The organism is Streptomyces globisporus C-1027, from assembly GCF_000261345.2.
In the GTDB taxonomy this organism is placed as follows: domain Bacteria; phylum Actinomycetota; class Actinomycetes; order Streptomycetales; family Streptomycetaceae; genus Streptomyces; species Streptomyces pakalii.
Map to the genome: position 1 here is coordinate 6,179,688 of NZ_CP013738.1, position 24,396 is coordinate 6,204,083.

Here is a 24,396-nt window from a genome sequence, read left to right on the forward strand (position 1 = left end):
CGCATGGAGTGGTTGACGGCCCCCTTCGAGGCGGCCTTTGTGCAGCGTGCCCTGTGGGCCGGGGTCCTGGTGTCGGCGATATGCGCCCTGGCCGGGACGTGGGTGGTGCTGAGGGGGATGGCCTTCCTCGGTGACGCCATGTCCCACGGACTCCTGCCGGGCGTCGCCGTCGCCGCGTTGTTCGGCGGCAACCTCCTGGTGGGAGCGGTGGCGAGCGCCGCCGTCATGACCGTCGGCGTCACCGCCCTCAGCCGCACCCCACGGCTGTCCCAGGACACCGGCATCGGCCTGCTCTTCGTCGGGATGCTGTCCCTGGGCGTCATCATCGTGTCGCGCTCGCAGTCGTTCGCCGTGGACCTCACCGGCTTCCTCTTCGGCGACGTACTCGCCGTGCGCGAGAGCGATCTGGTCCTCCTCGGGGTGGCGTTCCTGCTGGCGCTGGCCGTCTCCGTGCTCGGCCACCGCGCCTTCCTGGCCCTCGCGTTCGACGAGCGCAAGGCCCGGACCCTCGGCCTGCGCCCCCGACTCGCACACGCCGTGCTGCTCGGCCTGCTGGCCCTGGCCATCGTCGCCTCCTTCCACATCGTGGGCACGCTGCTCGTCCTCGGCCTGCTCATCGCCCCGCCCGCGGCGGCCCTGCCCTGGGCGCGAAGCGTCCACGCGGTCATGGCCCTTGCCGCGGTCCTCGGTGCGGCTGCCACCTTCGGCGGCCTGCTGCTCTCCTGGCATCTGCGCACAGCGGCCGGCGCGACCGTCTCGGCCCTCGCGGTCAGCCTCTTCTTCCTGTCCCACCTGGCGTCCGGGCTCCGCCGTCGACGTCGTACACGCCGCACCGGCGACCCCGCCCATGCCGTCGCGTTCACCGCGAACGCCCCCACGACCCGACCGAACGAAACCTGAGGCGATCCCCCTTGTCCGTCCGAACGCATGGCGCGCCCCTGGCGTCCGCACTCCTGTCCGTGGTCCTGCTGACCGCGGGCTGCGCGGGGCAGGACGACGCCAAGTCCCCGTCCGACAGCACTGATACGCCGACCGTTCCCCACGGTTACGTCGAAGGCGCCGCCGAAGCCGCCGAGCAGCAGTCCCGGCTCCTCCTCGGTGACGCCGACTCGGGCGACACCCGCGTGCTGGACCTGATCACCGGCAGAACCCACGACACCGCGCGCAGAGCCGGTGTCACCGCCCTCACCACGGACGGCCGCTTCGGCTTCTTCCACGGCGCGGACAGCACCCAGGTCCTCGACAGCGGCGCGTGGATGGTCGACCACGGAGACCACGTGCACTACTACCGCGCGAAGATCAAGGAGGTGGGCGAGCTCCAAGGCGGCGCCGGCACGAGCATCCGCAGCGACAAAGGCGTCACCGTCGTGACGGCGGCCGACGGGAAGGCGAGGGCGTACCACCGCGCGGAGCTGGAGAAGGGCACCCTCGGTACTCCGGACCGACTCCCGGGCACCTACGGCGGACCCGTCGTGCCGTACGCCGAACACCTGGTCACCCTCACGCGCGACGGCGACGCCCAGGCCGTGGTCCTCGACCGGTCCGGCAAGCGCGTCGCCGCTTTGGAGTCCGCGTGCGAGGACCCGAAGGGCGACGCGGTCACCCGGCGGGGCGTCGTCCTCGGCTGCGCCGACGGCGCTCTGCTCGTCCGCCAGGACGACGGCACCTTCACCGCCGAGAAGATCCCGTACGGCGAGGACGTGCCGGACACGGAGCGGGCCGCGGAGTTCCGGCACCGCCCGGGCAGCACCACACTCACGGCGCACGCGGGCAGGAACGCCGTCTGGGTCCTCGACATCACCGAGCGGGCCTGGAAACGCGTGGAGACCGGGCCCGTGGTAGCCGCCAACACCGCGGGCGAGGGCGCTCCACTCGTCGTCCTGGAGAGCGACGGAGCCCTGCACGGCTACGACATATCCACCGGCGAGGAGACCACCGCCACCGCGCGTCTGCTGAAGGACGTCCCCCGCACCGCCGCCGGCCGCACCGGGACACCGGTGATCGAGGTCGACCGGAGCCGCGCCTACCTCAACGACCCTGAAGGCAAGCGCGTGTACGAGATCGACTACAACGACGACCTCCGGGTCGCCCGCACCTTCGACCTGGACGTCCGGCCCTCCCTGATGGTGGAGACCGGCCGATGAGCGTACGCGTGAGGGCGGCGCGGCTGCGTGCCCTGCTGCTGACCCTGGTCGCCTTCCTCGTCGTCGCCGGTACGGCGACCGGCTGCGGCCCGGGCGACGACCGGCCCCGGATCGTCGTGACGACCAACATCCTCGGCGACATCACCCGGGAGATCGTCGGAGACCAGGCGGAGGTCAGCGTCCTCATGAAGCCCAACGCCGACCCCCACTCCTTCGGGCTGTCGGCCGTGCAGGCCGCCGAGCTGGAGAACGCGGACCTGGTCGTCCACAACGGCCTCGGCCTGGAGGAGAACGTGACGCGGCACGTGGAGGCCGCCCGGCAATCGGGAGTGGCCACCTTCGCCGCGGGTGAGGCGGCCGACCCCCTGACCTTCCACGCCGACGAGGAGGGCGGTCCCGGCGACGGGGCCGGAGCTCCGGACCCGCACTTCTGGACCGACCCCGATCGCGTACGCAAGGTGGCCGGGCTGATCGCCGACCGGATCATCGAGCACGTGGACGGCGTGGACGAGAAGGCCGTACGGGACAACGCCGAACGCTACGACGGGCAACTCGCCGCCCTCTCCAGCTGGATGGAGAAGTCCTTCGCGGCCATTCCCGAAGGCCGCCGCGCCCTCGTCACCAACCACCATGTCTTCGGCTACCTCGCCGACCGCTTCGGCTTCCGCGTGATCGGCGCGGTCATCCCCAGCGGTACGACGCTCGCCTCGCCCAGCTCCTCCGACCTGCGCTCCCTCACCCGGGCCATGGAGAAGGCCAGGGTGCGCACCGTCTTCGCCGACTCCTCCCAGCCCACCCGGCTCGCCGACGTCCTGCGCCGGGAGATGGGCGGTGACGTGAACGTCGTCCCGCTGTACTCCGAGTCGCTGACCGAGAAGGGCGGGGGCGCCGGCACCTATCTGGAAATGATGCGCGCCAACACCTCGGCCATGACCGAAGGTCTCACCGGCGACTGACCGGCTTCCCCCGAGGGCCGGCCCACCGACGGCCGGCCACCCCACCCCACCTGCCCCACCATCCCGTGCCCGCAGGGCCGGAGAGGACATCCACACCATGAAAATGAACAGCTCGATACGCGCCCGCATGCTCACGGGCACCACCCTCGCTCTGACGGCTTCCCTGGTGCTGGCCGCCTGTGGAGGCAGCGGTGACACAGCGTCCGAGGCCGAGCCGAAGCAGGCGGAGCAGGCGAAGAACGGCAAGGCCGCCACGGTTGAGAACCCGCTGGTCGCCTCGTACGACGGGGGACTGTACGTCCTCGACGGCGAGACCCTGAAGCTCGCGAAGACCGTCGAGCTGCCCGGCTTCAACCGGGTCAACCCGGCGGGCGACAAGAACCACGTCGTCGTCTCCACCGACAGCGGCTTCCGGGTGTACGACGCGGCCCGGCAGACCTTCACGGACGCCGAGTTCAAGGGTGCGAAGCCCGGCCATGTCGTCCGGCACGGCGGCAGGACGGTCCTGTTCACCGACGGCACCGGCGAGGTGAACGTCTTCGACCCGGCCGACCTGGCCGGCGGCAAGCGGCCCGAGGGACGCAGCTACACGTCCGCCGACGCCCATCACGGTGTCGCCATCGAACTGGCCGGCGGAGAACTCGTCACCACCCTCGGCACCGAGGAGAAGCGCACCGGAGCCCTCGTCCTGGACAAGAACGACAAGGAGATCGCGCGCGCCGAGAACTGCCCGGGAGTCCACGGCGAGGCAGCCGCCCAGGGCGAGGTGGTCGGCTTCGGCTGCGAGGACGGCGTCCTGCTCTACAAGGACGGCGAGTTCACCAAGGTCGACGCCCCCGGCGACTACGCCCGTACCGGTAATCAGGCCGGGAGCGACGTCTCCCCGATCCTCCTCGGCGACTACAAGACCGACCCCGACGCCGAACTGGAACGCCCCACCCGGATATCCCTGATCGACACCCGTACGGCGAAGATGAAGCTGGTCGACCTCGGCACCAGCTACTCCTTCCGCTCGCTCGCCCGCGGCCCGCACGGCGAAGCCCTCGTGCTCGGCACCAACGGCATCCTCCACGTCATCGACCCGGAGACCGGGAAGGTGGAGAAGAAGATCGAAGCGGTCGGCGACTGGACCGAGCCCCTGGACTGGCAGCAGCCCAGGCCCACCCTGTTCGTCCGGGACCACACGGCGTACGTCTCCGAACCGGGCAAGCGCCAACTGCACTCCTTCGACCTGGAGTCGGGGAAGAAGGGCACGTCCGTGACGCTGCCGAAGGCCACCAACGAACTGTCCGGGACGGTGGACGGTCACTGACCGGTCCGCGCCCAGCAGCACTCCGCCCCTGTCCAGGGAAGCTCTGTCTCCAGAAGCTCTGTCTCCAGGAGCGCTGAACGGCGCGGCGCTACGGGATCAGGAACTCCCGTAGCGCCGCGCCGTTCTGTGGAAGGACAGTCGCGGCGGGGCGCCGCCAGGTCACAGCCGCTTCGCGCTGCGCAGGGTCTTGGCGTAGTAGCCGTTGCCGTCCAGCCGGGAGACCCCGCCGACGTCGCCGATGGTCGGGCCGTTGATCTCCTCGCGGCTGGAGACGAAGATCAGGTGGCCCTCGGTGTCGTAGCCGAGCACGATGCCGACGTGGTCGAGCCGCTCCTTCGTGCGGGCGTCCAGCTTGAAGAAGACCAGGTCGCCGGGCTGAAGCTGGTCGATGGCGGACGGCCGGTCGTCGGGGCCCACACCGGTCAGCGGGAGCACGTCGGCGCCCTCGTCGGAGCGGGCCATGCCGTTGGCGGTGCGCGGCAGTCCGTCGCCCGAGGCGTCCGAGGACATCAGCGGGTAACGGGTGCGGTAGCCGAGCACCATCCGGACGAACCCCGAGCAGTCCAGGGACCTGGCGCGCATGGACTCCGGGGTGCCGGTCTGCCCGTCGCGGAAGGGGTAGGGCAGGCCGAGGTAGTCGTAGAAGTCGGACTGCTCCAGGCGCAGGTCGCCGCCCTCCGCGCGGGTGGTGTTCAGCGGCCCGAAGTTGGCGTCACCGGCGTAGGCGACGCCCTGGTCGTCCTTCTTCTGCGGGGCGCCGGCCACGTACTGGAAGGCGGTGGCGAAGACGTCGTCCTCCTTGCTGTCCGCGTACTCGGCGTGCCAGTCGGTGAACCACTTCTCCTTTTCGGCGCCCTTCTTCCACGGCTCGGGCATCAGACGCACCCAGTCCGTGGTGGAGACCTTGGACGAGGTGGAGGCCGGCTCGGTGAAGGTGCGGGCCGGGCCGGTGAGCGTGGCCAGGCGCGCCCCGTCGGTGAACACCGCCTTGATCTGGCCGTCGGAGCCGCGCAGCACGGAGCGCGCCGGGTTCTCCAGCCGGGACCAGGTGGCCTCGCCCTTGTCGTCGTCGGCCGAGCCGGAGGCCTTGCCGCCGTCCAGGACGCCGACGTTGCGGACCTCGGTCACCCCGGGCGCCTCCTGCTTGCGCAGTTCCAGGGTGAGGTAGCCGGAGGTCGCGACGAGCGCCAGCACCACCAGTCCCGAGACGACGGGCCGTGACTTCTTCTTCCCTGCCATCGGTTACTCCTCGGTTGTTCGTGGGCGGCCGGTCAGACAGCCGGCATGATGCCGAGCAGCAGCCCGGCGGCGACGACGATGTAGGCCATGAGCGAGACCGTGCCGGTGGCCAGCAGGGTCGGACCCTTCGGCTGGCGCACCAGCTGGTAGGCGATCAGGCCGGGCACGATGAAGCCGAGGGTCTGGTTGCCGTACAGCAGCGGGAACTCCAGCGACAGCAGGATCATCACCGTGCTCTGGAGCAGCACGCCGAGCAGCACGACCGAGGCGAACAGCCTCTTGCCATACAGGATCACCAGCCGCTGCATGACCTTCGTGCCGGCATAGGTGAGCGCCGTGACGCCCAGCACCATGGCCGCGCGCTGGACGTCCTCGATCAGCGTCAGCGCGAGCCAGCCCGGGGTGATCATCCCGCCGGGCGAAAGGTTGGTGGTGAGGTAGCACAGCAGCGAGAAGAACAGCCCAATGGCGATACCCAGGGCGGCCATCTCGGGGGTCAGTGCGGCGGTGGTCAACGGGAACTCCGGGCGTCGTCGTGCGGCTCGTCGTGGGGCGGCCAGATGTGCGGGGCGGGCTCGTACGGCTGCTTCCGCGGCGCGCCGGCGAAGAACTCGAAGCGCTGGTCCTGGGTCTGGTCCCGGTCCTGGCCCTGCTGGGCGTACGGCTCACGCTCGGCGGGCCGCTCCTGTTGGGCGTGCCGCTCGCGCTGTGCGTACGGCTCCTGTTGGGCGTGCCGCTCGCGCTGTGCGTACGGCTCCTGTTGGGCGTGCGACTCGCGCTGTGCGTACGGCTCGTGCCCGGTGTACTGCTCGTGGTGTCCGGGCTGCTGCCGGGAGGAATCCGTCGGCTGCACCGGGATGCGGACCACCGGGATCTCCTGCGTCTGCGAAGCCTGGTAGCGCTCCTCGTACGCCGGGTGGTACGAGGCGAACGGGTCCAGGCGGGACGCCTGCGCCGGGTTCGCGGCGACGGGGGCCGGAGCCTCCTCGTCCGCCTCGCTCTCGTCGGCGGGGAGCTCGGCGAGGTACTCCAGCAGCTCCTCGCCCTGGCCGTGGATGTTGCCGATGGCCACCAGGGACGCGCCGTCGGACATCCGGCCGAGCATCGCCGGCATGAACTCCTCGGCGGCCCGCTTCTCGCCGCCCAGGTCGACCGCCCGGTCCTGCCACTCGGCGGGGATGGCGTCGATCGCGCTCTTGGCGGGGTGCCCGATGACGAAGACGTTGTCGGGCTCGAGGTCGGGGATGATCTCGCCCATCTGCCCGTTGCGCTCCACGCGGTCGGGGCGGCAGTTGATCACCACGTTCAGCGGGCGGCGGATGGCGCCGAGGTCGAGGAGCTGGTTGATGTTCATCAGCGTCGACTCGGGGTCGTTGGCCGCGAAGACGTTGGCGAAGGCGAGCCGGTTGCCGTCGGGGGCCACATAGCGCTCCACGGAGAGCACACCCGGGTCCGGCGGAGCGTCGTACATCCCCTGGAGGGCGACCTCGCGCTCCACGCCGAGCAGGTCGGCGACGACCAGGGCGATCGCCACGTTCTCCTTGAAGGTGAACCAGCTGAAGCCGCGCAGCTCCTCGTCGCTGACGGTCTCCGGATCGGCGTACACCAGCCGGCAGTTCCGGGCGTCCGCCTCCTCCTGGAGGATGTGGAAACGTTCCTTCTCGGCGGTGACGCAGATGCCGTCCTCAGGCATCGAGCGGCACAGCGAGCGGGCCACGTCGTCGAGGGTGGGCCCCATCTCGGCGAGGTGGTCCTCGCGTACGTTGCAGAGCACGCCGATCGTCGAGCGGATCAGCTTGCTCTGGTTGACCTCCTGGAGTGCCGGCATCACGGCCATGCACTCGATGACGAGCGCGTCCGGCCGGTAGGTGGCGGCCCGGCGGACGATGCCGATCTGCTCCACCACGTTGGCGATGCCGAACTTGCGGTAGACCGGCTCCTCGGTGGCGTCCGGGTGGATGAAGCGGGCGGCCGTCCCGGTCGTCTTGGCGACGGTGATCAGGTCACCGCCCCGCAGCGCGCCCGCGCAGAGCCGGGTGATGGAGGACTTGCCGCGGATGCCGTTGACGAGCACCCGCGAGGGGATCGTGTGCAGCGAGGCGTAGTGCCGACGCTGCTCCACGATGCCCGCGACGAGCAGGAACACGCTGCCGGTGAGCAGGACGAAGTAGAGGTAGAGCACGCTGGGTCACCTTCCTCCGGCGCCGGGCCGGGACTCGGCGGGCCGGCGCGCCTGGGTCTGCCGACGGGCCTGCAACTGCTGGCGGATCAGTTCGAGGCTCCGGACGACGGCGCCCACCTCGTCCTGGTAGCGGGGGTAGTGCACGGTCTTGAGGTCTCCGTCGGCGAGCTTCTCGGTGGCCGCCGCGAGGGCCCGCAGGGGCCGTACGACGACGAGGTGGATCCAGCCCAGGCAGACCACGATCAGGGCGATGCCGAGCAGACTGGCGAGCACGCTGCGGTCCTCGCGCTCGTAGGCGGTGATCTCGAAGCGGCCGGCGTCCTGCCAGCTCACGACGGTCCAGCCCAGGTCGGCGGCGACGCCGCCGCCGGTGAACGGCGCCGCGGCGGCCACGGTGACGGCGCCACCGTCCCGGATGAGCAGCCCGTTCTCCAGCGGCCCGGCGCCCACCCGCACATTGGCGGCGCGCACCAGGTCGGGCAGCGCGTCCTTCGGCAGCCCCTCGAAGGCCCGGAACCCGTCGCTCGCGGCGAGGGTCCGCGCGTCCGCGTTCACGATCCGGACCTCGCCGAGGCCGGGCCGCTTCAGCAGCGAGTTGAGGAACTCCACCCGCACCTCACCGACGAGGGTCATGCCCTTGCGTTCCGGCACGGGCGCCCCGGCCTGGACGACGGGCCTCTTCTCGCCCTGGCCGGAGACGCGGACCAGCGAGGGGTCCTTCTCCGAGCTCCACGGGTGGGGGTCGCCGCCGGCCCGGGCGACGACGTCGCCGTTCGTGCCGACGACGTACAGCGCCTGGTAGCGGGTGTGTTCGCGCAGGGCGCTCTTCAGCACGGTCTCGGTGGCGGCGGGGTCGTCGAGGTCGAGCAGGCGGGAGGTGGAGACGAGGTCGGCCTGGGCCTCGTTCAGCGCCCGGCGGGCCCGGTCGGCGACCAGGTCGGTGCGGTCGCGCTGGTCGTTGACCATGACGGCGGGGATGCTGACGGTCCCGTCCGTGCGGTTGAGCAGGAGCCCGACGGGAACGCACCACAGCAGCAGGAGAACAGCCGTCAGGGCCAGCGGCCCGCGCGCACCGCCCCGGAACCGGCCGGTTGGGCGCGCGCCGACGGTGCCGTCCGATCCGTGCGGGCCGCCGAGCTGACCGCGGATGCGCTCCAGCGCGGCGCCGATCCGGGCGGCCTCGCCCCAGCGGGGCACCGTGACCGGGCGGACCAGGTCGCCGCGGGCGAGCCGGCGGGACTCCAGGAACAGACCGAGCAGCGGGCGCTGCACGGTCATCCACAGCACGGCGACCGCGAGCAGGCCGAGCAGCACCAGGGCGCCCGCCGCGAGCAGGCCGAAGAGCTGCCGGCTGTCGTCGGTGAGCGTCTGCTGCTGGACCACGGGAAGCAGGGAGACGACCGTGAGGCCGAGACCGGCGGCGACGCTCTCCCCGTCCTCCGGGTCGGAGGCGGCGAGGGAGGCGTACCCGACGGTGGCGACCCGGCCGTTGTAGCCCCCGCCCACCAGGGTTCCGCTGACACCGGGGTAGCCGCGGGAGCCGGGCTCGCGGGCGCTCACCGGGTTCTGCTCGGTCTCCTTCGCGGCCTGGTCGGACAGCCGGGTCATCTGCTTCTGCAGGAAGGTGAGTTCCTTGCGCTCCGCGTCCGAGTTCAGCGCCTCGGACTGCTCGAAGCCGGCGGTCGCGAGGATCTCGCCACCACGTGCGGCGACGGCCATGCTGCGGAACGGGCCCAGGTTGATGGGGGGTACGGAGAGGCTGTTGGAGGCGACCAGCAGTTGCTGCGTCCCCTGCTTCCCCTCCAGCACGGCCATCGTCATCAGGCGTACGTCGCCGGTGTCCAGCCGCACCATCCGCGGGGTGAGCGCCCCGTCACCGGTGAGGACGTCCTTGTCCACCCAGGCGAGCGGGATGCGCTCCCCGCGAGCAGCGAGCACCTTGCCGTCCGCCAGGTCCAGCACCGTGGTTCCGGTCCACTTCTGGTACGCCTTGCTCAGGTCCGACAGCACGCGCTCGGGGTCGGCCGGCTTGCCCGCGTTCAGCGCGGTGGCGGTGCGTTCGAGGTCCGTGACCCGCTCGTCGATCGAGGCGCGCAGGGCGATGGCGCCGTCCTCGGCGAAGTGCTGCTGCGAGGAGAGCACCGCCTTGGGCACGACCGGTTCCGCGCCCGGCCCCAGCACCTTGGCCGTGAGGCCCGCGAGGGCGAGGATCAGCACGCACAGCAGGGCGATCGGCGGCCGGATGCCACCCAGCAACGGCATGTCCGCACGTCTGCGGCTGCGCCGCCGGCCTTTCGGCGCGAGGGGCGCGGCAGGAGTCGATGTCACCGGTTTTCTTCCTTGGTCGCTGCGGGTGCTCAGTGCCCGGAGGAAGCACCGCTGTCGCGTGGCTGCGAGACGTTGTCGTCGAAAAGCACGAGACGCTGTCGTAGAAAAGACGGACAACTGCCTAAAGGGTTGCGTCCGTTGGCGTATGTGGTGGTGTGGGCCTGGTCACTTCTGCGGCGACAGCCGCTTCAGGCCGTCACCGCCCGGGGCTCCCCGGTTGAAGAGGAAGCCGCGCGTCCGGTCCTCGGCCAGCCGGTAGCGGGCGGTCCGGTCGGCGGACAGCCCTTCGGGGTGCTCCAGTGCCTGCTGTACGTCCACCAGCCGGAGGTCCTCGACCGCGCCCTCGGGCGCCTTCTCCCCGGGTTCGAGCTCCGGCGGGATGTCCACGAGCGTGGTGCGGTAGCGGGCGGAGACGTCCCAGCCGTCGGCGGTCTCACGGAACTCGAACCAGCCGATGGCCCCCTCCTCGGTGAGGCCGGTCGGCGAGGAGTGCCGGGCCACCTGGTTGCCGAGGCCGTAGGCGACCCAGGTGCCGTTGACCTTCTGGATCGGCTGCACCACGTGGGCGTGGTGCCCGATCACCAGGTCGACCCCGGTCTCCTCGGTGATCCGCCGGGCCATGTCCAGCTGCGGGACGCTCGGCTCGTTGTAGTGCTCCAGGCCCCAGTGCAGGGAGAGCAGCACCACCTCGGCGCCCTGGTCGCGGGCCCGCTTCTCGTCCTTCTTGATGGTCTCCGTGCGGGAGAGGTTGAAGGCCCAGCGCTGCTTCTCGGGCGTGGGGTTGAGGAAGGACTCCCAGGAGTACGAGAGGTGAGCGACCTTGACGCCGTTGACGTCGCGGAGGGTGATCTGCTCTGCTTCCTTCGGCGTCCGCGCCGACCCGCTGTGCCCGAGGCCCACCTTGTCCATGGTGTCCAGCGTGCGGCGCACGGCTTTCAGTCCATGGTCGAAGGTGTGATTGGAGGCCGTCGAGCAGGTGTCGTATCCGACGTCTTTCAGGCTGGTCAGGATCTGCGGCGGAACCAGGAATTCCGGGTATCCCTGGAAGGGGCCCTCGGGCTTCCCGACGGGTGTCTCCATGTGACAGATCGCGAGGTCGGCCTTGCTGATCACGGGCTTTACCCCGGCGAGCAGCGGCCCGAAGTCCAGGCCGGCCTCCCCGCGTCCGCTCTTCTCGGCATCCTTGGCGGCCTGCTCGACCAGCTCGGGGTGGATGAGAACGTCTCCGGCCGCGGCGACGGTGAAACTGCGGCCGCCGGCCTTGGCCTGGGGCTGCGCGGGTTCCGAGCCGCACGACACGGTGAGGCCGATGGCTATCGCCAGCAGGCCCACCGAACGACCCATACCGAGAGAATTACGGAATGTCACTGAGTCATGGTTACATGAGCATCATGCGTGATCGTCGTATTGCCATCACGAGACGATCACGTTTCCTCCGCATTTTCGTCCCGGTGGGTTTGATCCTGACTCTGGCCGGTTGTCAGGCCGATACGTCCCCGAACCCGGAGGAATCCGTTCCGCGCGCCCGGGAACTGGTCGACCTGCGCAACCGCATCCTCGGGTACACGTCGACGTTCCGCGCCGACGTTCCCTACAGCCCGCCCGGCAAGGCGCAGCGCGCGCGGCTGGCGAAGGCCGTCGGCAGTCTGCTGTCGGGTGACGCCCAGGACGCCGAGCGGCAGCTCGCCCCGCTCGGCCTGGGCCTCACCCGCCTCACCGACACCGACTCGGGCCGCCGCTACGACGAGATCGCCGCGACCGGCCCGGGGGAGAGCGTCCGCTGGGGCCGCGTGTATCTGAACGCCGACTCCACCGTCCGCTGGAACGCCCAGGTCCCGCACCCCGTCTCCGACCGCGACACCGAAGACCTCGGCATCCGGCTCCTGGAGCAGAACCCCGGCGGCGCACTCGTCCTCGCCGGATCCCACCGCCGGGCCGGCGAGGACGGCCAGGCCGATGTCGCCCACCGCGAGGACAGCGCCTTCCACACGGTCGTCGTGGAGCTGCAGAAGCGCGGGGTCCCCGGCGTTCAGCTGCACGGCTTCGCCGACTCCTCCGACCGCCCCTGGGACGCCGTCGTCTCCACCGGCGCCGTCGAGACGGCCCCCGCCGAGGTGGCCGCCCTGGCCGACCGTATGAACGACGACGGGCTCCGGGTCTGCCGGGCCTGGGAGGCGCGCTGCCCGCTGGAGGGCCGGAGCAACGTCCAGGGCCGCTCGGCGCAGCGCGAACACGCGGGCTTCGTCCACGTCGAACTGGCCCGCCACGCCCGCGCGGACGACGGCCGCGACACGGAAGAGGCGGCCGAGGCGTTGGGTGGGCTGGTGGCGGGGTGGAATGCGGGGGGGGGTAGGCGGTCGCGGGACCGCCTTGTTGCGGCAACGCGAACTAGCGCAAATCGGCATACAGGTTGAAGGAAGGCTGGATGTCGGATCATCCTTGCCGTCATGAGTCTGGTCTCCGCTTCCTTCAGTGCGCCCGCAATGGGCGATTACGCCTACGACTGGGCCTTGGTCGACGTGGAGACCTCGGGCCTCATGGCCCGGCGAGACCGTGTGCTGTCCGTCGCGGTGATCACGATCGGTCCGGACGGCGAGCAGACCGGGGAGTTCTCGACGCTGCTCGATCCGGGCTGTGATCCCGGACCGGTGGAGGTGCACGGGCTGACCGCCGAGCGACTGCGCGGTGCGCCGACGTTCGATCAGATTGCCGGGCGGATCGGGGCGATGCTTCAGGACCGGGTCCTGGTCGCCCACAACGCCCAGTTCGACTACGACTTCCTGGCCCATGAGTTCGCCCGCGCGCGGATGTGGCTGCCGGTTTCGCAGCGCCTGTGCACCCTGGCGCTGAATCGTCAGGTGGATCCGCCGGCGGGCGACATGAAGCTCGGCACCCTCGCAGCCCACTACCCGCATCGTCGAACTGGGCGGGTCCGCGGCGATCAACCTGTCCGCAAGCGTCACCGACGTCGTACTTCTGGAAAAGGGGGAGGGTGATCGGCGTATGAGCCGCATCACCACCCTTGAGCTCCCCGTGCATGACATCCACTGGCTCAGCGCCCCGACCGTCGCGGCCGGGACGGCGCCGCGGGCTCAGGAACCGCACGTGATGCCCAGAGGCGGTGTCATCGACCTGCCCGCTCCTCACGGCAGACCGGCGCCGGAGTGGTACATCACCGCAGGCTGGGCCCCGCAGCCGGACTGCGAGATCGACGTCGTCGCGTTCCTCCTCGACGAGGACCAACAGGTCACCTTCGACGAGGACTTCATCTTCTACGGGGTACCTGAGAGCCCGGCAGGGACGGTGCGACTGCTGACGGGCGGTCCTGCCGAACAGACCATCGCCCTCGACCTGGCCTCCCTGCCGCCGGCGACGCGCAAGGTCGTCGTCGCCGCGGCCATCGACGGCGCTGCCACCTTCGGGACGGTCGGTGCGATCCAGATCGGAGCAGCCCTGGGCAGCAGCGGCGCACCGCTGGCCCGGGCCACCCTGGACGCCGCCACGACCGAACGCACCATGCTCCTCGCGGAGATCTACCGCAGAGGTCCGGTGTGGCGCCTGCGTGCCGTCGGTCAGGGCTACGACCACGGCCTCGACGCCCTCGCGCGCGGGTATGGTGTCGACGTCGCCGACTGAACCACTCGGTCTCGTCGCGGCTCAGGGCCGGTGTACTCAGCCGAGCCGAGCACCTCGGCCGCGGTGTGCGCGGCGGACGACCTGGTCTTCGACATGGTCAGCCAGATCCGCATGCCCCGCTGGGCCGACGGCCGGGTGGCGCTGGTGGGCGACGCCGCGTACGCGCCCTCGTTCCTGACCGGCAGGGCTCCAGCCTCGCGCTCGGAGAAGCGCAACGCCCTGCTGCGCGGTCTCGCCGCCACGCCCCCGGCGGCGGAGGGTCGACCGGCCCACGCCGCCCTGGTCCTGCCCGAGTTCGCGCCGACGGCGGCATTGTCCTCGGGCCGGACCGATGTATAGCCTGGGCAATGGCATGTGACATTGCACCTGGAGGTGGCGGTGGACGTCGTGGTCATCGGCGCGGGCATCGTGGGCGCCGCCTGCGCGTTCCACGCCGCCTCCGCCGGTCTCGGTGTCACGGTGCTCGACCGGGGCCCGGTCGGTGCGGGCACCACCAGCCGGGGGGAGGGCAACATCCTGCTCTCCGACAAGGAGCCCGGCCCGGAGCTGGAGCTGGCCCGGCTCAGCCGTGACCTCTGGGATGAGGCGGGAAAGGAACTCGGCCCGGGAGAAGTCGAGTTCGAGAACAAGGGCGGTCTGGTCGTCGCGAGCACCCCCGAGGGCCTCGCAGCTCTGCACGCGTTCGCCGCACGCCAGGCGACGGCCGGAATCCATACCGAACGCGTCGACCACCTCAACGAGTTCGAACCGCACATCGCACCCGGACTCCCGGGCGGTGTCCACTACCCGCAGGACGCCCAGGTGCAGCCGGTCCTCGCGGCGGCCGGACTCCTGCGGGCCGCTGTCCGGCGCGGCGCCCGGGTGCGTACCGGCGAGGCCGTCGCCGCCGTCACCGGAACCGGTGGGCGGGTCACCGGAGTCCGTACGGCCGACGGCGCGGTGCTGGCCGCCGACGCCGTGGTCAACGCGGCCGGAACGTGGGGCGGTGAGGTCGGCCGCCGCCTCGGCGCCCCCGTCGAGATCCTGCCGCGCCGGGGCTTCGTCCTGGTCACCGAACCGCTGCCGCCGATGATCCGGCACAAGGTCTACTCCGCCGACTACGTCGCCCATGTCGCCTCCAGCGACGAGGGGCTGGAGACCTCGTGCGTCGTCGAGGGCACCCGCGCCGGCACCATCCTGATCGGCGCCAGCCGCGAACGTGTCGGCTTCGACACCGCGATGAACCCGGCCGTGGTGGCCCTGCTCGCCGCGCAGGCCTGCCGCCTCTTCCCGTTCCTGCGCGACGTCCATCTCCTCCGCGCCTACCGGGGGTTCAGGCCGTACTGCCCCGACCACCTGCCGGTCGTCGGCCCGGATCCCCGGGCCCCCGGCGTCCTCCACGCGTGCGGCCACGAGGGCGCGGGCATCGGGCTCGCCCCCGGCACCGGCGCCCTGATCACCGCCCAGCTGCTCGGCCGCCCGTGGCGCGGAGCCGATCCGGCCGCCCACACCGGCCTCCTGCCCGACCGATTCCTCACGACCGGAGGTGTGCCGAAGTGACCCGAGCGGCCGCGGAGACCGACGTACCCACCGCACCTGGACTGACCGTGGACGGCGAACCCCTGGCGTTCGTGCCCGGTCAGACCCTGGCCGCCGCGCTCGTCGCCTCCGGCCGGGTCGCCTGGCGGACCACCCGGGGCGGGCAGCGGCCCCGGGGCGTCTTCTGCGGGATCGGCGTCTGTTACGACTGCCTCGTCACCGTCGACGGACGGCGCGGGCAGCGCGCCTGCCTGGTGCAGGCCCGAGCGGGCATGGACGTCGCGACGGGGGAGGGCGACGATGGCTGAGCCCCCGAAGCCCGCCGACCTCGTGGTGGTGGGCGCTGGGCCCGCCGGTATGGCGGCCGCCGTCACCGCCCTGGACGGCGGGCTGCGGGTCGTCCTCGTCGACGCGGGCTCCGCGCCGGGCGGCCAGTTCTGGCGCCACCCCCCGGACCACGCGCGCGAAGCCCTCCCCACCGATGATCTGCACCACGACCTGCGCACCTACCGGGCGCTGCGCGCCGCCCTGGCCGCCCACGAGCGCATCGGACGGCTCACGCTCCTGCTCGACCATCCCGTCTGGACCACGGCCCGCGCGGCGGACGGCTTCACCGTCCACGCCGTGGACCGCAGCCGGCTGCCCGAGGAGCGGGCCGTCGTGCTGCGCGCACCGGCCCTGCTCGTGGCGACCGGCGCCTACGACCGCCAACTCCCGTTCCCCGGGTGGGACCTGCCCGGTGTGCTCACCGCCGGCGGACTCCAGTCGCTGCTCAAGGGCGGGGGAGTGGTGGCCGGCCGGCGCGTGGTCCTCGGCGGCACGGGCCCCTTCCTGCTGCCCGTCGCCGCCGCCCTCGCCGCACGCGGGGCGGAGGTCGTCGCGGTGTGCGAGGCGGCGGTCCCCTCGGCCTGGCTGCGCCACCCCGCATCCCTGCTGCGTAACCCCGCCAAGTGGGCCGAAGCCGCTGGCTACGCGGGCACGCTGGCCCGGCACCGGATCCCGGTCCGCACCCGCACCGGCATCGTCGGCGCCGAAGGGGAGGGGCGGGTCGCCGTTGTACGCACCGCAGCCCTGGACGCCGACGGGGCGCCGCTCCCGGGCCCCGAGCGGCGGATCGAGGCCGACACCGTGGGCGTCGGCTGGGGCTTCGTGCCCCAGCTCGACCTGCTGCTCCCGCTCGGCTGCGACCTCGCCGACGCGGGCGACGGCACCATGGCCGCCGCCGTCGACGCCGGACAGCGCACCACCGTTCCGGGCCTCTACGCGGCGGGCGAGACCTGCGGGGTGGGCGGGGCGGCGCTCGCGCTGAGCGAAGGGCGCGTGGCGGCGGTCTCGGTGCTCACCGACCTCTCCGCGCCGGGCCGACCGGGAATCCGGCCTCTGGCCGCGGAGCGCCGGGCGGTGGCCCGGCACCGCGCCTTCGCCCGCGCCCTGGCCCGGGCACACCCCGTGCCGCGGGACTGGCCCGCCTGGCTGACCGACGACACCACGGTCTGCCGGTGCGAGGAGGTCACCGCGGGTGCTGTCCTCGCCGCCCGTGCCGACGGCTCGGCAGCCGACCACCGGCAGGTCAAACAGCTGACCAGGGCGGGCATGGGCTGGTGCCAGGGCCGGATCTGCGGGCCCGCCGTGCACGGCCTCGTCGCAGCCCGCGCCGAGCCCTACACCCCCGCCGAACGGCTGATCGCGACCCCGATCACCCTCGGCACACTCGCCGATTCCGCCGAGCCCTCCACCGGCGACACCCTTCCGAACCCACCTGAGGAGTCCCCATGAACCGCGTGGACCGCACGGCCCCCGCCCGTACGCCCTGGCACGGTGTCATCGTCGCGACGAGCCTCCCGTTCGGCCGGGACCTCGCTGTCGACCACGGTGCGTACGGGGACAACGTCGCCTGGCTCGCCGAACAGGGCCTGCACGGCGTCGCCCCGAACGGGTCGCTGGGGGAGTACCAGACCCTGACGTACGAGGAACGCGACCGTGTCGTCGAGACCGCCGTCGCCCACGCGCCCGAGGGCTTCACCGTGATGCCGGGCGTCGGGGCGTACGGCGCGATCGAGGCCAGGAGGCACGCGCTCTTCGCCAGGGACGCCGGCTGCCAGGCCGTCATGTGCCTGCCGCCCAACGCCTACCGGGCCGACGACCGCGCCGTCCTGGAGCACTACGCGATGGTCGCCTCCGCCGGACTCCCCGTCACCGCCTACAACAACCCCATCGACACCAAGGTCGACCTGCGCCCCGAACTGCTGGCCAAGCTGTACGCCGAGGGGTTCATCGTGGGCGTGAAGGAGTTCTCCGGGGACGTACGGCGGTGCTACGCCATCAACGAACTCGCCCCCGGGCTCGACCTGGTCATCGGCACCGACGACACCCTCCTCGAAGTCGCCGTCGCCGGGGCCAAGGGCTGGGTCGCCGGATACCCCCAGGTCTTCCCGCGCGCCTGCCTCGACCTGTACAACGCCGCGCTGGCCGGCGATCTCACCACCGCGCTCCCGCTCTACCGCCGCCTCCACTCCGTACTGCGCTGGGACAGCAGGACCGAGTTCGTCCAGGCGATCAAGCTCGGCCAGGACATGATCGGCCGGACCGGCGGCGTCTGCCGGCCGCCCCGCCAGGCCCTGGACCCGGAGACCGAGGCCGTCGTGCGCTCCGCCACCCAGGCCCTCATCGACGGCGGGGTGAACTGACGTGCGTTCCACGGTCTGTTACCACGCGGTCGACTCGCACACCGAGGGCATGCCGACCCGGGTGATCACCGGCGGGGTGGGTGTCCTGCCGGGCGCGACCATGGCGGAGCGGCGGCAGCGGTTCATGGCCGAACGGGACGGGCTGCGCACCCTGTTGATGTGCGAGCCGCGCGGGCACGGAGCCATGTCCGGCGCGATCCTCCAGCCCCCGACCCGGCCGGACGCCGACTTCGGCGTGCTGTTCATCGAGGTCTCCGGCTGCCTTCCGATGTGCGGCCACGGCACCATCGGCGTGGCGACGGTCCTGGTGGAGACGGGCATGGTCGAGGCGGTCGAGCCGGAGACCCTGATCCGCCTCGACACCCCCGCCGGTCTCGTCACGGCACGGGTCACTGTGCGCGACGGCCGCGCCGAGTCCGTCACGTTGGAGAACGTCGCCTCCTACAGCCACGCGCTGGACCAGGTTGTCGAGGTGGCGGGGTTCGGACCGGTCCGTTACGACATGGCGTACGGCGGGAACTTCTACGCGATCGTACGCACCGAGGACCTCGGCATCCCCTTCGACCGGGCGGAGAAGGGCCGGCTGCTCGACGCGGGCCTGGCCGTCATGCGGGCGGTCAACGAACAGAACCCGGTGGTCCACCCGGAGAACCCCGCGATCGACGTCTGCCACCACGTCTATCTGGAGGCCCCCGGCTCCACCGCCGAGCACTCGCGGCACGCCATGGCGATCCACCCCGGCTGGTTCGACCGCTCGCCGTGCGGGACGGGAACCAGCGCCCGGATGGCCCAACTGCACGCGCGGGGAGCGCTGAAGACCGGGCAGGACTTCGTCAACGAGTCCTTCATCGGCTCCCGTTTCACCGGCCGGATCCTGTCGGAGACCACGGTCGGCGGCCGGCCCGCCGTCCTGCCCTCCGTCACCGGCCGCGCCTGGATCACCGGGACCGCGCAGTATCTGCTCGACCCGACCGACCCCTACCCGGAGGGATTCACCATGTGATTGCTGCCGATGCGCACACCGGGCCTCGATGTCAACACCGGTCCTGACGGGGCCACTTCGGTGTCAGTGCGCGCCGATCCTGCGGGACGGGGCCGCGCGTTCGGCCTCCCGCTTCCGGGCCGCCCACAGGGTCCGCACATGCGCGAGGTGGCCGCGCATGTGCTCCTCGGCCGCCTCCGCGTCGCCCTCGATCATGATGTCAAGGAGCGCGGAGTGCTCCTGCGCGGAACCCACCAACGACCCTTCCTGGGACAGGTCGGTGAGCCCGTACAGCCGGGAGCGCTTGCGCAGGTCGGCCACCGTCTCGACGAGGCGCGCGTTTCCCGCGAGGGCGAGGAGGTCGAGGTGGAAGCGGCGGTCCGACTCCAGGTAGCCGATCAGGTCGCCCCGCTGCGCGGCGTCCACGATCTCCTGGGCCACCGGGCGCAGCGCCTCCAACTGCTCGCGTGAGGCGGTGCGGGCCACGCGGCCGATGGTGGGGATCTCGATGAGCGCGCGGATCTCGGTGTACTCGTCCAGGTCGCGCTCGGAGAGCTCGGTGACCCGGAAGCCCTTGTTGCGTACGGCCTCGACCAGGCCCTCCCGGGCCAGATCCAGCATGGCCTCGCGCACGGGTGTGGCCGAGACGCCGTACTCGGCCGCCAGGGTGGGCGCCGAATAGATCACGCCGGGCTGGAGTTCCCCCGCTATCAGCGCGGCCCGCAGGGCGTTGGCCACCTGGTCGCGCAAATGCTCCTGCACCGAGATGAGTTTGCGGGACTTCAGCTCACCCATGCGTTCCCCTCCAGATATGTCACCGCACCATACGATGTCACGTTGCGCGGTGAGTCCGCCTCCTCCCCTCTCTCTGTCGCCTGTGACTTTCCCGAAACGGGCAGCCCCGGGGCGGAGTTCGGTCATGGGCCTTCCCTGTGAAGTGTGACCTGTGCCATTGTACATGTCACGGGGCGTGGCCATGTCAAGTCTGGACATCGATCCCATCCCGTCCGGCCGACAGCACGGCATGGAGAAATCCCCGAGCCGCACCCTGTCCGTCCCATCGGTCACGCGAGCGCGTGGCCCGATCCCTCATGGGAGGAAAAACAACGTGAGAACCACACTCGTCCGCCGAGGTGTGGGTGCCGTTCTGCCGCTGGCTCTGGCCGGGGCGATGGGTGTCGCGCTGCTCGCGCAGCCGGCCCAGGCGCAGCCGAACTCCCCTTCGGCCGCCATGGCATCGAACGCGTCGCAACCGGCCCGCACCACCGCATCGGCCGACCCCGCGCCGCAGGCGCAGCAGGCCTCCGCACCGGACACCGGTCACCGGACCGAGGACCGGCGACCGGTGTCCCAGCTCCCCCCGCTGAGCGCCGACAAGTCCGCCCTCAGGGAGGCGTACGGCGACCACGAAGCCCCGTTATCGGCGAAGGCCGCCGCCTGCGACCCGGCCGACTTCACCGGCCGCACCGGGGCCGAACTGGTGCGCCAGATCAAGGCGTCCACCACCGACTGCGTGAACACGCTGTTCAGTCTGACGGGCAACAACGCCCGACTCGCCTTCCGCGAAGCCCAGATGGCCTCGGTGGCGTACGCGCTGCGCGACAACTCGGCCTACTATCCGGGCGACGGGAGCACCGGCACTCCGCAGCTCGTGCTCTACCTCCGGGCGGGGTACTACGTGCAGTGGTACAACCCGGATGTCGTCGGCCCGTACGGCAGCGCCCTGCGGACCGCCGTCCGCTCGGGTCTCGACAGCTTCTTCGCGAGCCCCCGGTCGCGTGACGTCACCGACGAGAACGGCGAGACGCTGTCCGAGGCGGTCATCCTGATCGACAGCGCCCAGGAGAACGCGCGCTATCTGAACGTCGTCAAGCGGATGCTGGCGGACTACGACTCCTCCTGGAACGGCCTCTCGCGGATGCTCGCCGCGGTCAACGGCGTGTACACGGTGACCTTCCGGGGTCACCAGGTACCCGAGTTCGTCAGCGCCGTCGAGGCGGACCCGAGCCTCATCGACTCGCTGCACCGCTTCGCCGCGGACCACCTCTCCCTGCTCGACGGCGACCACGCGTACCTGACCTCCAACGCCGGGCGGGAGCTGGGCCGCTTCCTCCAGTACCCGAGCCTGCGGGGCAAGGCCCGGCCCCTGGCCACCGACCTGCTCGGCCGCACCTCGATCACCGGCCCCACCGCCCCGCTCTGGGTGGGCATAGCGGAGATGGCCGACTACTACGACCGCGCGAACTGCTCAGCGTACGGCGTCTGCGACCTCCAGGAACGCCTCAGGCGGGAGGTCCTGCCGGTCCGTCACACCTGCAGCCCCGGCATCCGGATCCTCGCCCAGCAGATGACGTCCGCCGAGCTGAGCGCGTCCTGCACCAGCCTCATCGGGCAGGACGCCTACTTCCACCGGATCGCCAAGGACGACGGCCCGGTCGCCGACGACCACAACACCAGCATCGAGGTGATCGCCTATGACTCCAGCGCGGACTACCAGACGTACGCCGGCGCGATGTACGGGATCGACACCAACAACGGCGGCATGTACCTGGAGGGCGACCCCTCCGTCGTGGGCAACCAGCCCCGCTTCATCGCCTACGAGGCGGAGTGGCTGCGGCCGGACTTCCACATCTGGAACCTCAACCACGAGTACACGCACTACCTCGACGGCCGCTTCACGATGTACGGCGACTTCGCCGCAGGCATGAGCACCCCCACCGTCTGGTGGGTCGAGGGCTTCGCGGAGTACATCTCCTACCACTACCGGGGCGAGCCCTACACCGCGGCGATGACGGAGGCCGGCAAGGGCACCTACGCCCTGAGCACCCTCTTCGGAACCGACTACAGCCACGACACCACCCGCGTGTACCGCTGGGGCTACCTCGCCGTGCGGTACATGCTGGAGAAGCACCCCGCCGACATGGACACGGTGCTCGGCCACTACCGCACCGGTCAGTGGGCCGCCGCCCGGACCCACCTCGTCGGCACCATCGGCACGCGGTACGACAGCGACTTCCGGACCTGGCTGGCGGGATGCGCCGCCGGTGACTGCGGCGACGGCTCCACCACCCCCGTCGCCGAGTGCACCGACCCCGACCCCCGCGTCCTGGGCGAGAACTGCCGTCGCGGCGACCTCTCCGCCACCACCGGCAACTACGCCTACCACTACCTGTACATCCCGGCCGGCACCGAGCGGCTGAAGATCACCGTCAGCGGCGGCACCGGCGACGCGGACCTGTACTACAGCGGCACCGGCTGGGCCACCACCGCCTCCCACACCAGTCGCGACACCGGCCCCGGCAACACCCACACCCTGACCGTCACCGACCCGCCTGCCGGCGCGAACTACATCAGCCTGCACGCGGCGAGCACCTTCGGCGGAACCACCGTCACGACCGCCTACTGATCCCGCTCACCGCACCCTCCGGCCGGGGCCGGGCGCCACGCGCGCCCGGCCCCACTGTCAGTGCCTCCCCATGGAGTCGAAGACATCGCTCGGGGAACCCCCCGGGGGGTTCGGGGAACACCGGAGAAGGAGCACCGCCATGTCCGCCAACAGGATCCAGCACAAGGTGAATCACGTCGCTCTGGTCGTGGATGCCTCCGGCTCGATGTACCAGCACCAGGGTCAGCTGATCCGCGTCGTCGACGAGTTCGTGGCGGGGCTGAAGGCCGAGTCGGACAGCCTTGGCCACGAGACCCGGATCAGCCTCTACTCCTTCGACCACCGGGTGGAGAACCTCGTCTGGGACATGGATGTGAAGCACCTCCCGTCGATGCGCGGCCTCTACAAGGTCAACAACGGTGCGACGGCGCTGATCGAGGCCTCGCTGAAGTCCCTGGACGACCTGGGCCACATCTGGGAGGAGTACGGCGAGCACAGCTTCCTCCAGATCGTCGTGACGGACGGCGAGGAGAACGCCTCCGGCGGCGACCGGCGCCACGACGGCGACATGAGCATCCTCGGCCCCTGGCTCGACCGGATCACCGCGAAGATGAACGGGCTCCCGGGACACTGGACCTCCGCGATCCTCGTGCCGAACTCCCTGGCCAAGCGCACCGCCCAGAACTACGGATTCCCGGCCGGCAACATCGCGATCTGGGACGCGGACTCGCAGAAGGGCGTGGAGGACGCGATCGGCACCGTACGCGCCGCCGCCACCAGCTTCCTGCGCGGCCGGGAGCAGGGCGTGCGCGGCACGAAGAACCTGTTCGCCGTCGGCCAGGACATATCCGTGGACGACGTGCGGGCCACCCTCGAACCGGTCGCGGCCGACAAGTACCGGCTGCTGAAGGTCGACAAGGAGATGGAGATCCGCGCCTTCGTCGACTCGCACCCGGGCGTCACGTACGAACGCGGCTCCTGCTACTACCAGTTGGGCTCCCGCGTCCAGGTGCAGCCCGACAAGGAGGTCATCGTCGTCGAGAAGGCCACCGACCGCGCCTACACGGGCGAGGCGGCGCGCAACCTCCTGTTCGGTGCCGGAGTCCGCGGGACCGTCTCGGTGAAGGCGGGCAACAACCCCAAGCTGGAGGTCTATGTGCAGAGCCGTTCGGTGAACCGGAAGCTCAAGGCCGATACGCGCCTGCTCATCATGGTCTGAACCCTTCCCCGGACATTCGTTCAGCCCGAGGCCGCCGGTGCCGAGGTGTCCGTCGCGACCGACACCGCGAGGAGGCCCAGGGCGGTGCCCATCAGATAGCGCTGGGCGCGGAGCCAGGAAGGACGCCGGGCGAGAAAGACGGCGATCGCCCCCGCCGCGAGGACGATGCCCAGATTGACGGTGAGGGCCACCACGATCTGGACGGAGCCCAGCACGAAGCCCTGGAGGAGCACGTTTCCCGCCTCCAGGCTGATGAACTGCGGGATGAGGGACAGATACATGATGGCGATCTTCGGGTTGAGCAGATTCGTCATCAGGCCCATCGTGAACAGCCTGCGCGCGGAGTCGTGCGGCATCTCCTTGGGCGCGAAGACGGAGGCGCCCCCGGGCCTCAGGGCTGTCCAGGCCAGGTAGGCCAGGTAGCCGGCCCCGGCCAGTTTCACCGCCACGTACAGCTCGGGTACCGCGAGGAAGACCACCGACAGACCGAGATTCGTGGCCACCAGATAGACGAGGAAGCCCACGGCCACACCGCCGAGGGAGACCACCCCCGCGCGTCGCCCCTGAGTGATGCTCCGGGAGACGAGATAGATCATGTTCGGCCCCGGGGTGAGCACCATGCCCAGGGCGATCATCACGACGCCCAGCACTCCGCTCAGCTCAACCATGCCTGTCCGCCGCCCTGTTCATGCCATCGGTCCCGACCGTAACCCCCGGTCCCGCCTTCGTTGCTCGGTGCAATCGGAGTCTAGATTCGCCTTTCGGGTCGGTTCAATAGCGGGCATTGCACTCGGTGCAATGATGTGTT

19 protein-coding genes and 2 pseudogenes are annotated in these 24,396 nt (G+C 71.1%); 14 read left to right on the top strand and 7 right to left on the bottom strand.

Features of this window, described 5'->3' with window-relative positions:
• Positions 1–3 precede the first annotated feature (3 nt).
• The 4 genes from aztB to aztD all read left to right on the top strand — a co-directional run bounded on the left by aztB (position 4) and on the right by aztD (position 4,412).
• Positions 4–900 (top strand): zinc ABC transporter permease AztB, encoded by an 897-nt coding sequence (gene aztB, locus WQO_RS27270; RefSeq protein ID WP_010059580.1) that lies wholly within the window; start codon positions 4–6, stop codon positions 898–900.
• 11 nt (positions 901–911) lie between these two features.
• Positions 912–2,144, top strand: a complete 1,233-nt coding sequence (locus WQO_RS27275) for a hypothetical protein (RefSeq protein ID WP_010059579.1) — start codon at positions 912–914, stop codon at positions 2,142–2,144.
• On the top strand, positions 2,141–3,100 hold the full coding sequence (aztC, locus tag WQO_RS27280; protein WP_010059578.1) for a zinc ABC transporter substrate-binding protein AztC: 960 nt from the start codon (positions 2,141–2,143) through the stop codon (positions 3,098–3,100). Before WQO_RS27275 ends, aztC begins: the two co-directional genes overlap by 4 nt.
• 103 nt (positions 3,101–3,203) lie before the next feature.
• Positions 3,204–4,412, top strand: coding sequence for a zinc metallochaperone AztD (gene aztD, locus WQO_RS27285; protein ID WP_010059576.1), 1,209 nt, complete (start codon positions 3,204–3,206; stop codon positions 4,410–4,412).
• A gap of 159 nt (positions 4,413–4,571) precedes the next feature.
• On the opposite strand, the gene WQO_RS27290 is transcribed toward aztD, so the two are convergent.
• From WQO_RS27290 to WQO_RS27310, 5 genes are all read right to left on the bottom strand, one after another.
• Complete coding sequence (locus tag WQO_RS27290; RefSeq protein ID WP_010059574.1) at positions 4,572–5,651, bottom strand: C40 family peptidase; 1,080 nt, start codon at positions 5,649–5,651, stop codon at positions 4,572–4,574.
• 32 nt (positions 5,652–5,683) lie between these two features.
• Positions 5,684–6,166, bottom strand: a complete 483-nt coding sequence (locus tag WQO_RS27295) for a poly-gamma-glutamate biosynthesis protein PgsC/CapC (RefSeq protein WP_006128197.1) — start codon at positions 6,164–6,166, stop codon at positions 5,684–5,686.
• Complete coding sequence (gene pgsB / locus WQO_RS27300) at positions 6,163–7,833, bottom strand: poly-gamma-glutamate synthase PgsB (protein WP_058954119.1); 1,671 nt, start codon at positions 7,831–7,833, stop codon at positions 6,163–6,165. Before pgsB ends, WQO_RS27295 begins: the two co-directional genes overlap by 4 nt.
• Before the next feature lie 6 nt (positions 7,834–7,839).
• Positions 7,840–10,095 (bottom strand): cache domain-containing protein, encoded by a 2,256-nt coding sequence (locus WQO_RS27305; RefSeq protein WP_010059569.1) that lies wholly within the window; start codon positions 10,093–10,095, stop codon positions 7,840–7,842.
• A 231-nt stretch (positions 10,096–10,326) separates the two neighbouring features.
• Positions 10,327–11,505, bottom strand: a complete 1,179-nt coding sequence (locus WQO_RS27310) for a CapA family protein (protein ID WP_029182194.1) — start codon at positions 11,503–11,505, stop codon at positions 10,327–10,329.
• Positions 11,506–11,618: 113 nt separating this feature from the next.
• On the opposite strand from WQO_RS27310, the gene WQO_RS27315 reads away from it, so the two are divergent.
• From WQO_RS27315 to WQO_RS27350, 8 genes and pseudogenes are all read left to right on the top strand, one after another.
• On the top strand, positions 11,619–12,575 hold the full coding sequence (locus tag WQO_RS27315; protein WP_010059567.1) for a hypothetical protein: 957 nt from the start codon (positions 11,619–11,621) through the stop codon (positions 12,573–12,575).
• Positions 12,576–12,608: 33 nt separating this feature from the next.
• Positions 12,609–13,797, top strand: a pseudogene (locus tag WQO_RS27320) (TerD family protein).
• 45 nt (positions 13,798–13,842) lie between these two features.
• A pseudogene (locus tag WQO_RS27325) lies at positions 13,843–14,136 on the top strand (hypothetical protein); the annotation flags it as partial.
• A 39-nt stretch (positions 14,137–14,175) separates the two neighbouring features.
• Complete coding sequence (locus WQO_RS27330; RefSeq protein ID WP_010059563.1) at positions 14,176–15,336, top strand: NAD(P)/FAD-dependent oxidoreductase; 1,161 nt, start codon at positions 14,176–14,178, stop codon at positions 15,334–15,336.
• On the top strand, positions 15,333–15,623 hold the full coding sequence (locus WQO_RS27335; RefSeq protein WP_010059560.1) for a (2Fe-2S)-binding protein: 291 nt from the start codon (positions 15,333–15,335) through the stop codon (positions 15,621–15,623). The genes WQO_RS27330 and WQO_RS27335 overlap by 4 nt, the downstream gene beginning before the upstream one ends.
• A complete protein-coding gene (locus tag WQO_RS27340) occupies positions 15,616–17,091 on the top strand; it encodes an FAD/NAD(P)-dependent oxidoreductase (RefSeq protein ID WP_010059558.1) in 1,476 nt (491 codons plus the stop codon). Before WQO_RS27335 ends, WQO_RS27340 begins: the two co-directional genes overlap by 8 nt.
• Positions 17,088–18,002, top strand: coding sequence for a dihydrodipicolinate synthase family protein (locus WQO_RS27345; RefSeq protein WP_010059557.1), 915 nt, complete (start codon positions 17,088–17,090; stop codon positions 18,000–18,002). The genes WQO_RS27340 and WQO_RS27345 overlap by 4 nt, the downstream gene beginning before the upstream one ends.
• Position 18,003: 1 nt before the next feature.
• Positions 18,004–19,005, top strand: coding sequence for a proline racemase family protein (locus WQO_RS27350; RefSeq protein WP_010059556.1), 1,002 nt, complete (start codon positions 18,004–18,006; stop codon positions 19,003–19,005).
• A 63-nt stretch (positions 19,006–19,068) separates the two neighbouring features.
• Here WQO_RS27350 and WQO_RS27355 read toward each other — a convergent pair whose 3' ends face one another.
• Entirely contained in the window at positions 19,069–19,779 is a 711-nt protein-coding gene (locus WQO_RS27355) for a GntR family transcriptional regulator (protein ID WP_010059555.1), read from the bottom strand.
• Positions 19,780–20,155: 376 nt separating this feature from the next.
• Here WQO_RS27355 and WQO_RS27360 point away from each other — a divergent pair, with 376 nt between their 5' ends.
• Together WQO_RS27360 and WQO_RS27365 are read left to right on the top strand one after the other, a co-directional pair.
• Positions 20,156–22,390, top strand: coding sequence for a M9 family metallopeptidase (locus WQO_RS27360; protein WP_237274227.1), 2,235 nt, complete (start codon positions 20,156–20,158; stop codon positions 22,388–22,390).
• Positions 22,391–22,529: 139 nt separating this feature from the next.
• A complete protein-coding gene (locus tag WQO_RS27365) occupies positions 22,530–23,588 on the top strand; it encodes a vWA domain-containing protein (protein WP_010059553.1) in 1,059 nt (352 codons plus the stop codon).
• A gap of 20 nt (positions 23,589–23,608) precedes the next feature.
• On the opposite strand, the gene WQO_RS27370 is transcribed toward WQO_RS27365, so the two are convergent.
• The gene (locus WQO_RS27370; RefSeq protein ID WP_010059551.1) at positions 23,609–24,256 is read right to left on the bottom strand and encodes a LysE family translocator; all 648 of its coding nucleotides are present in this window, start codon (positions 24,254–24,256) and stop codon (positions 23,609–23,611) included.
• Positions 24,257–24,396 lie beyond the last annotated feature (140 nt).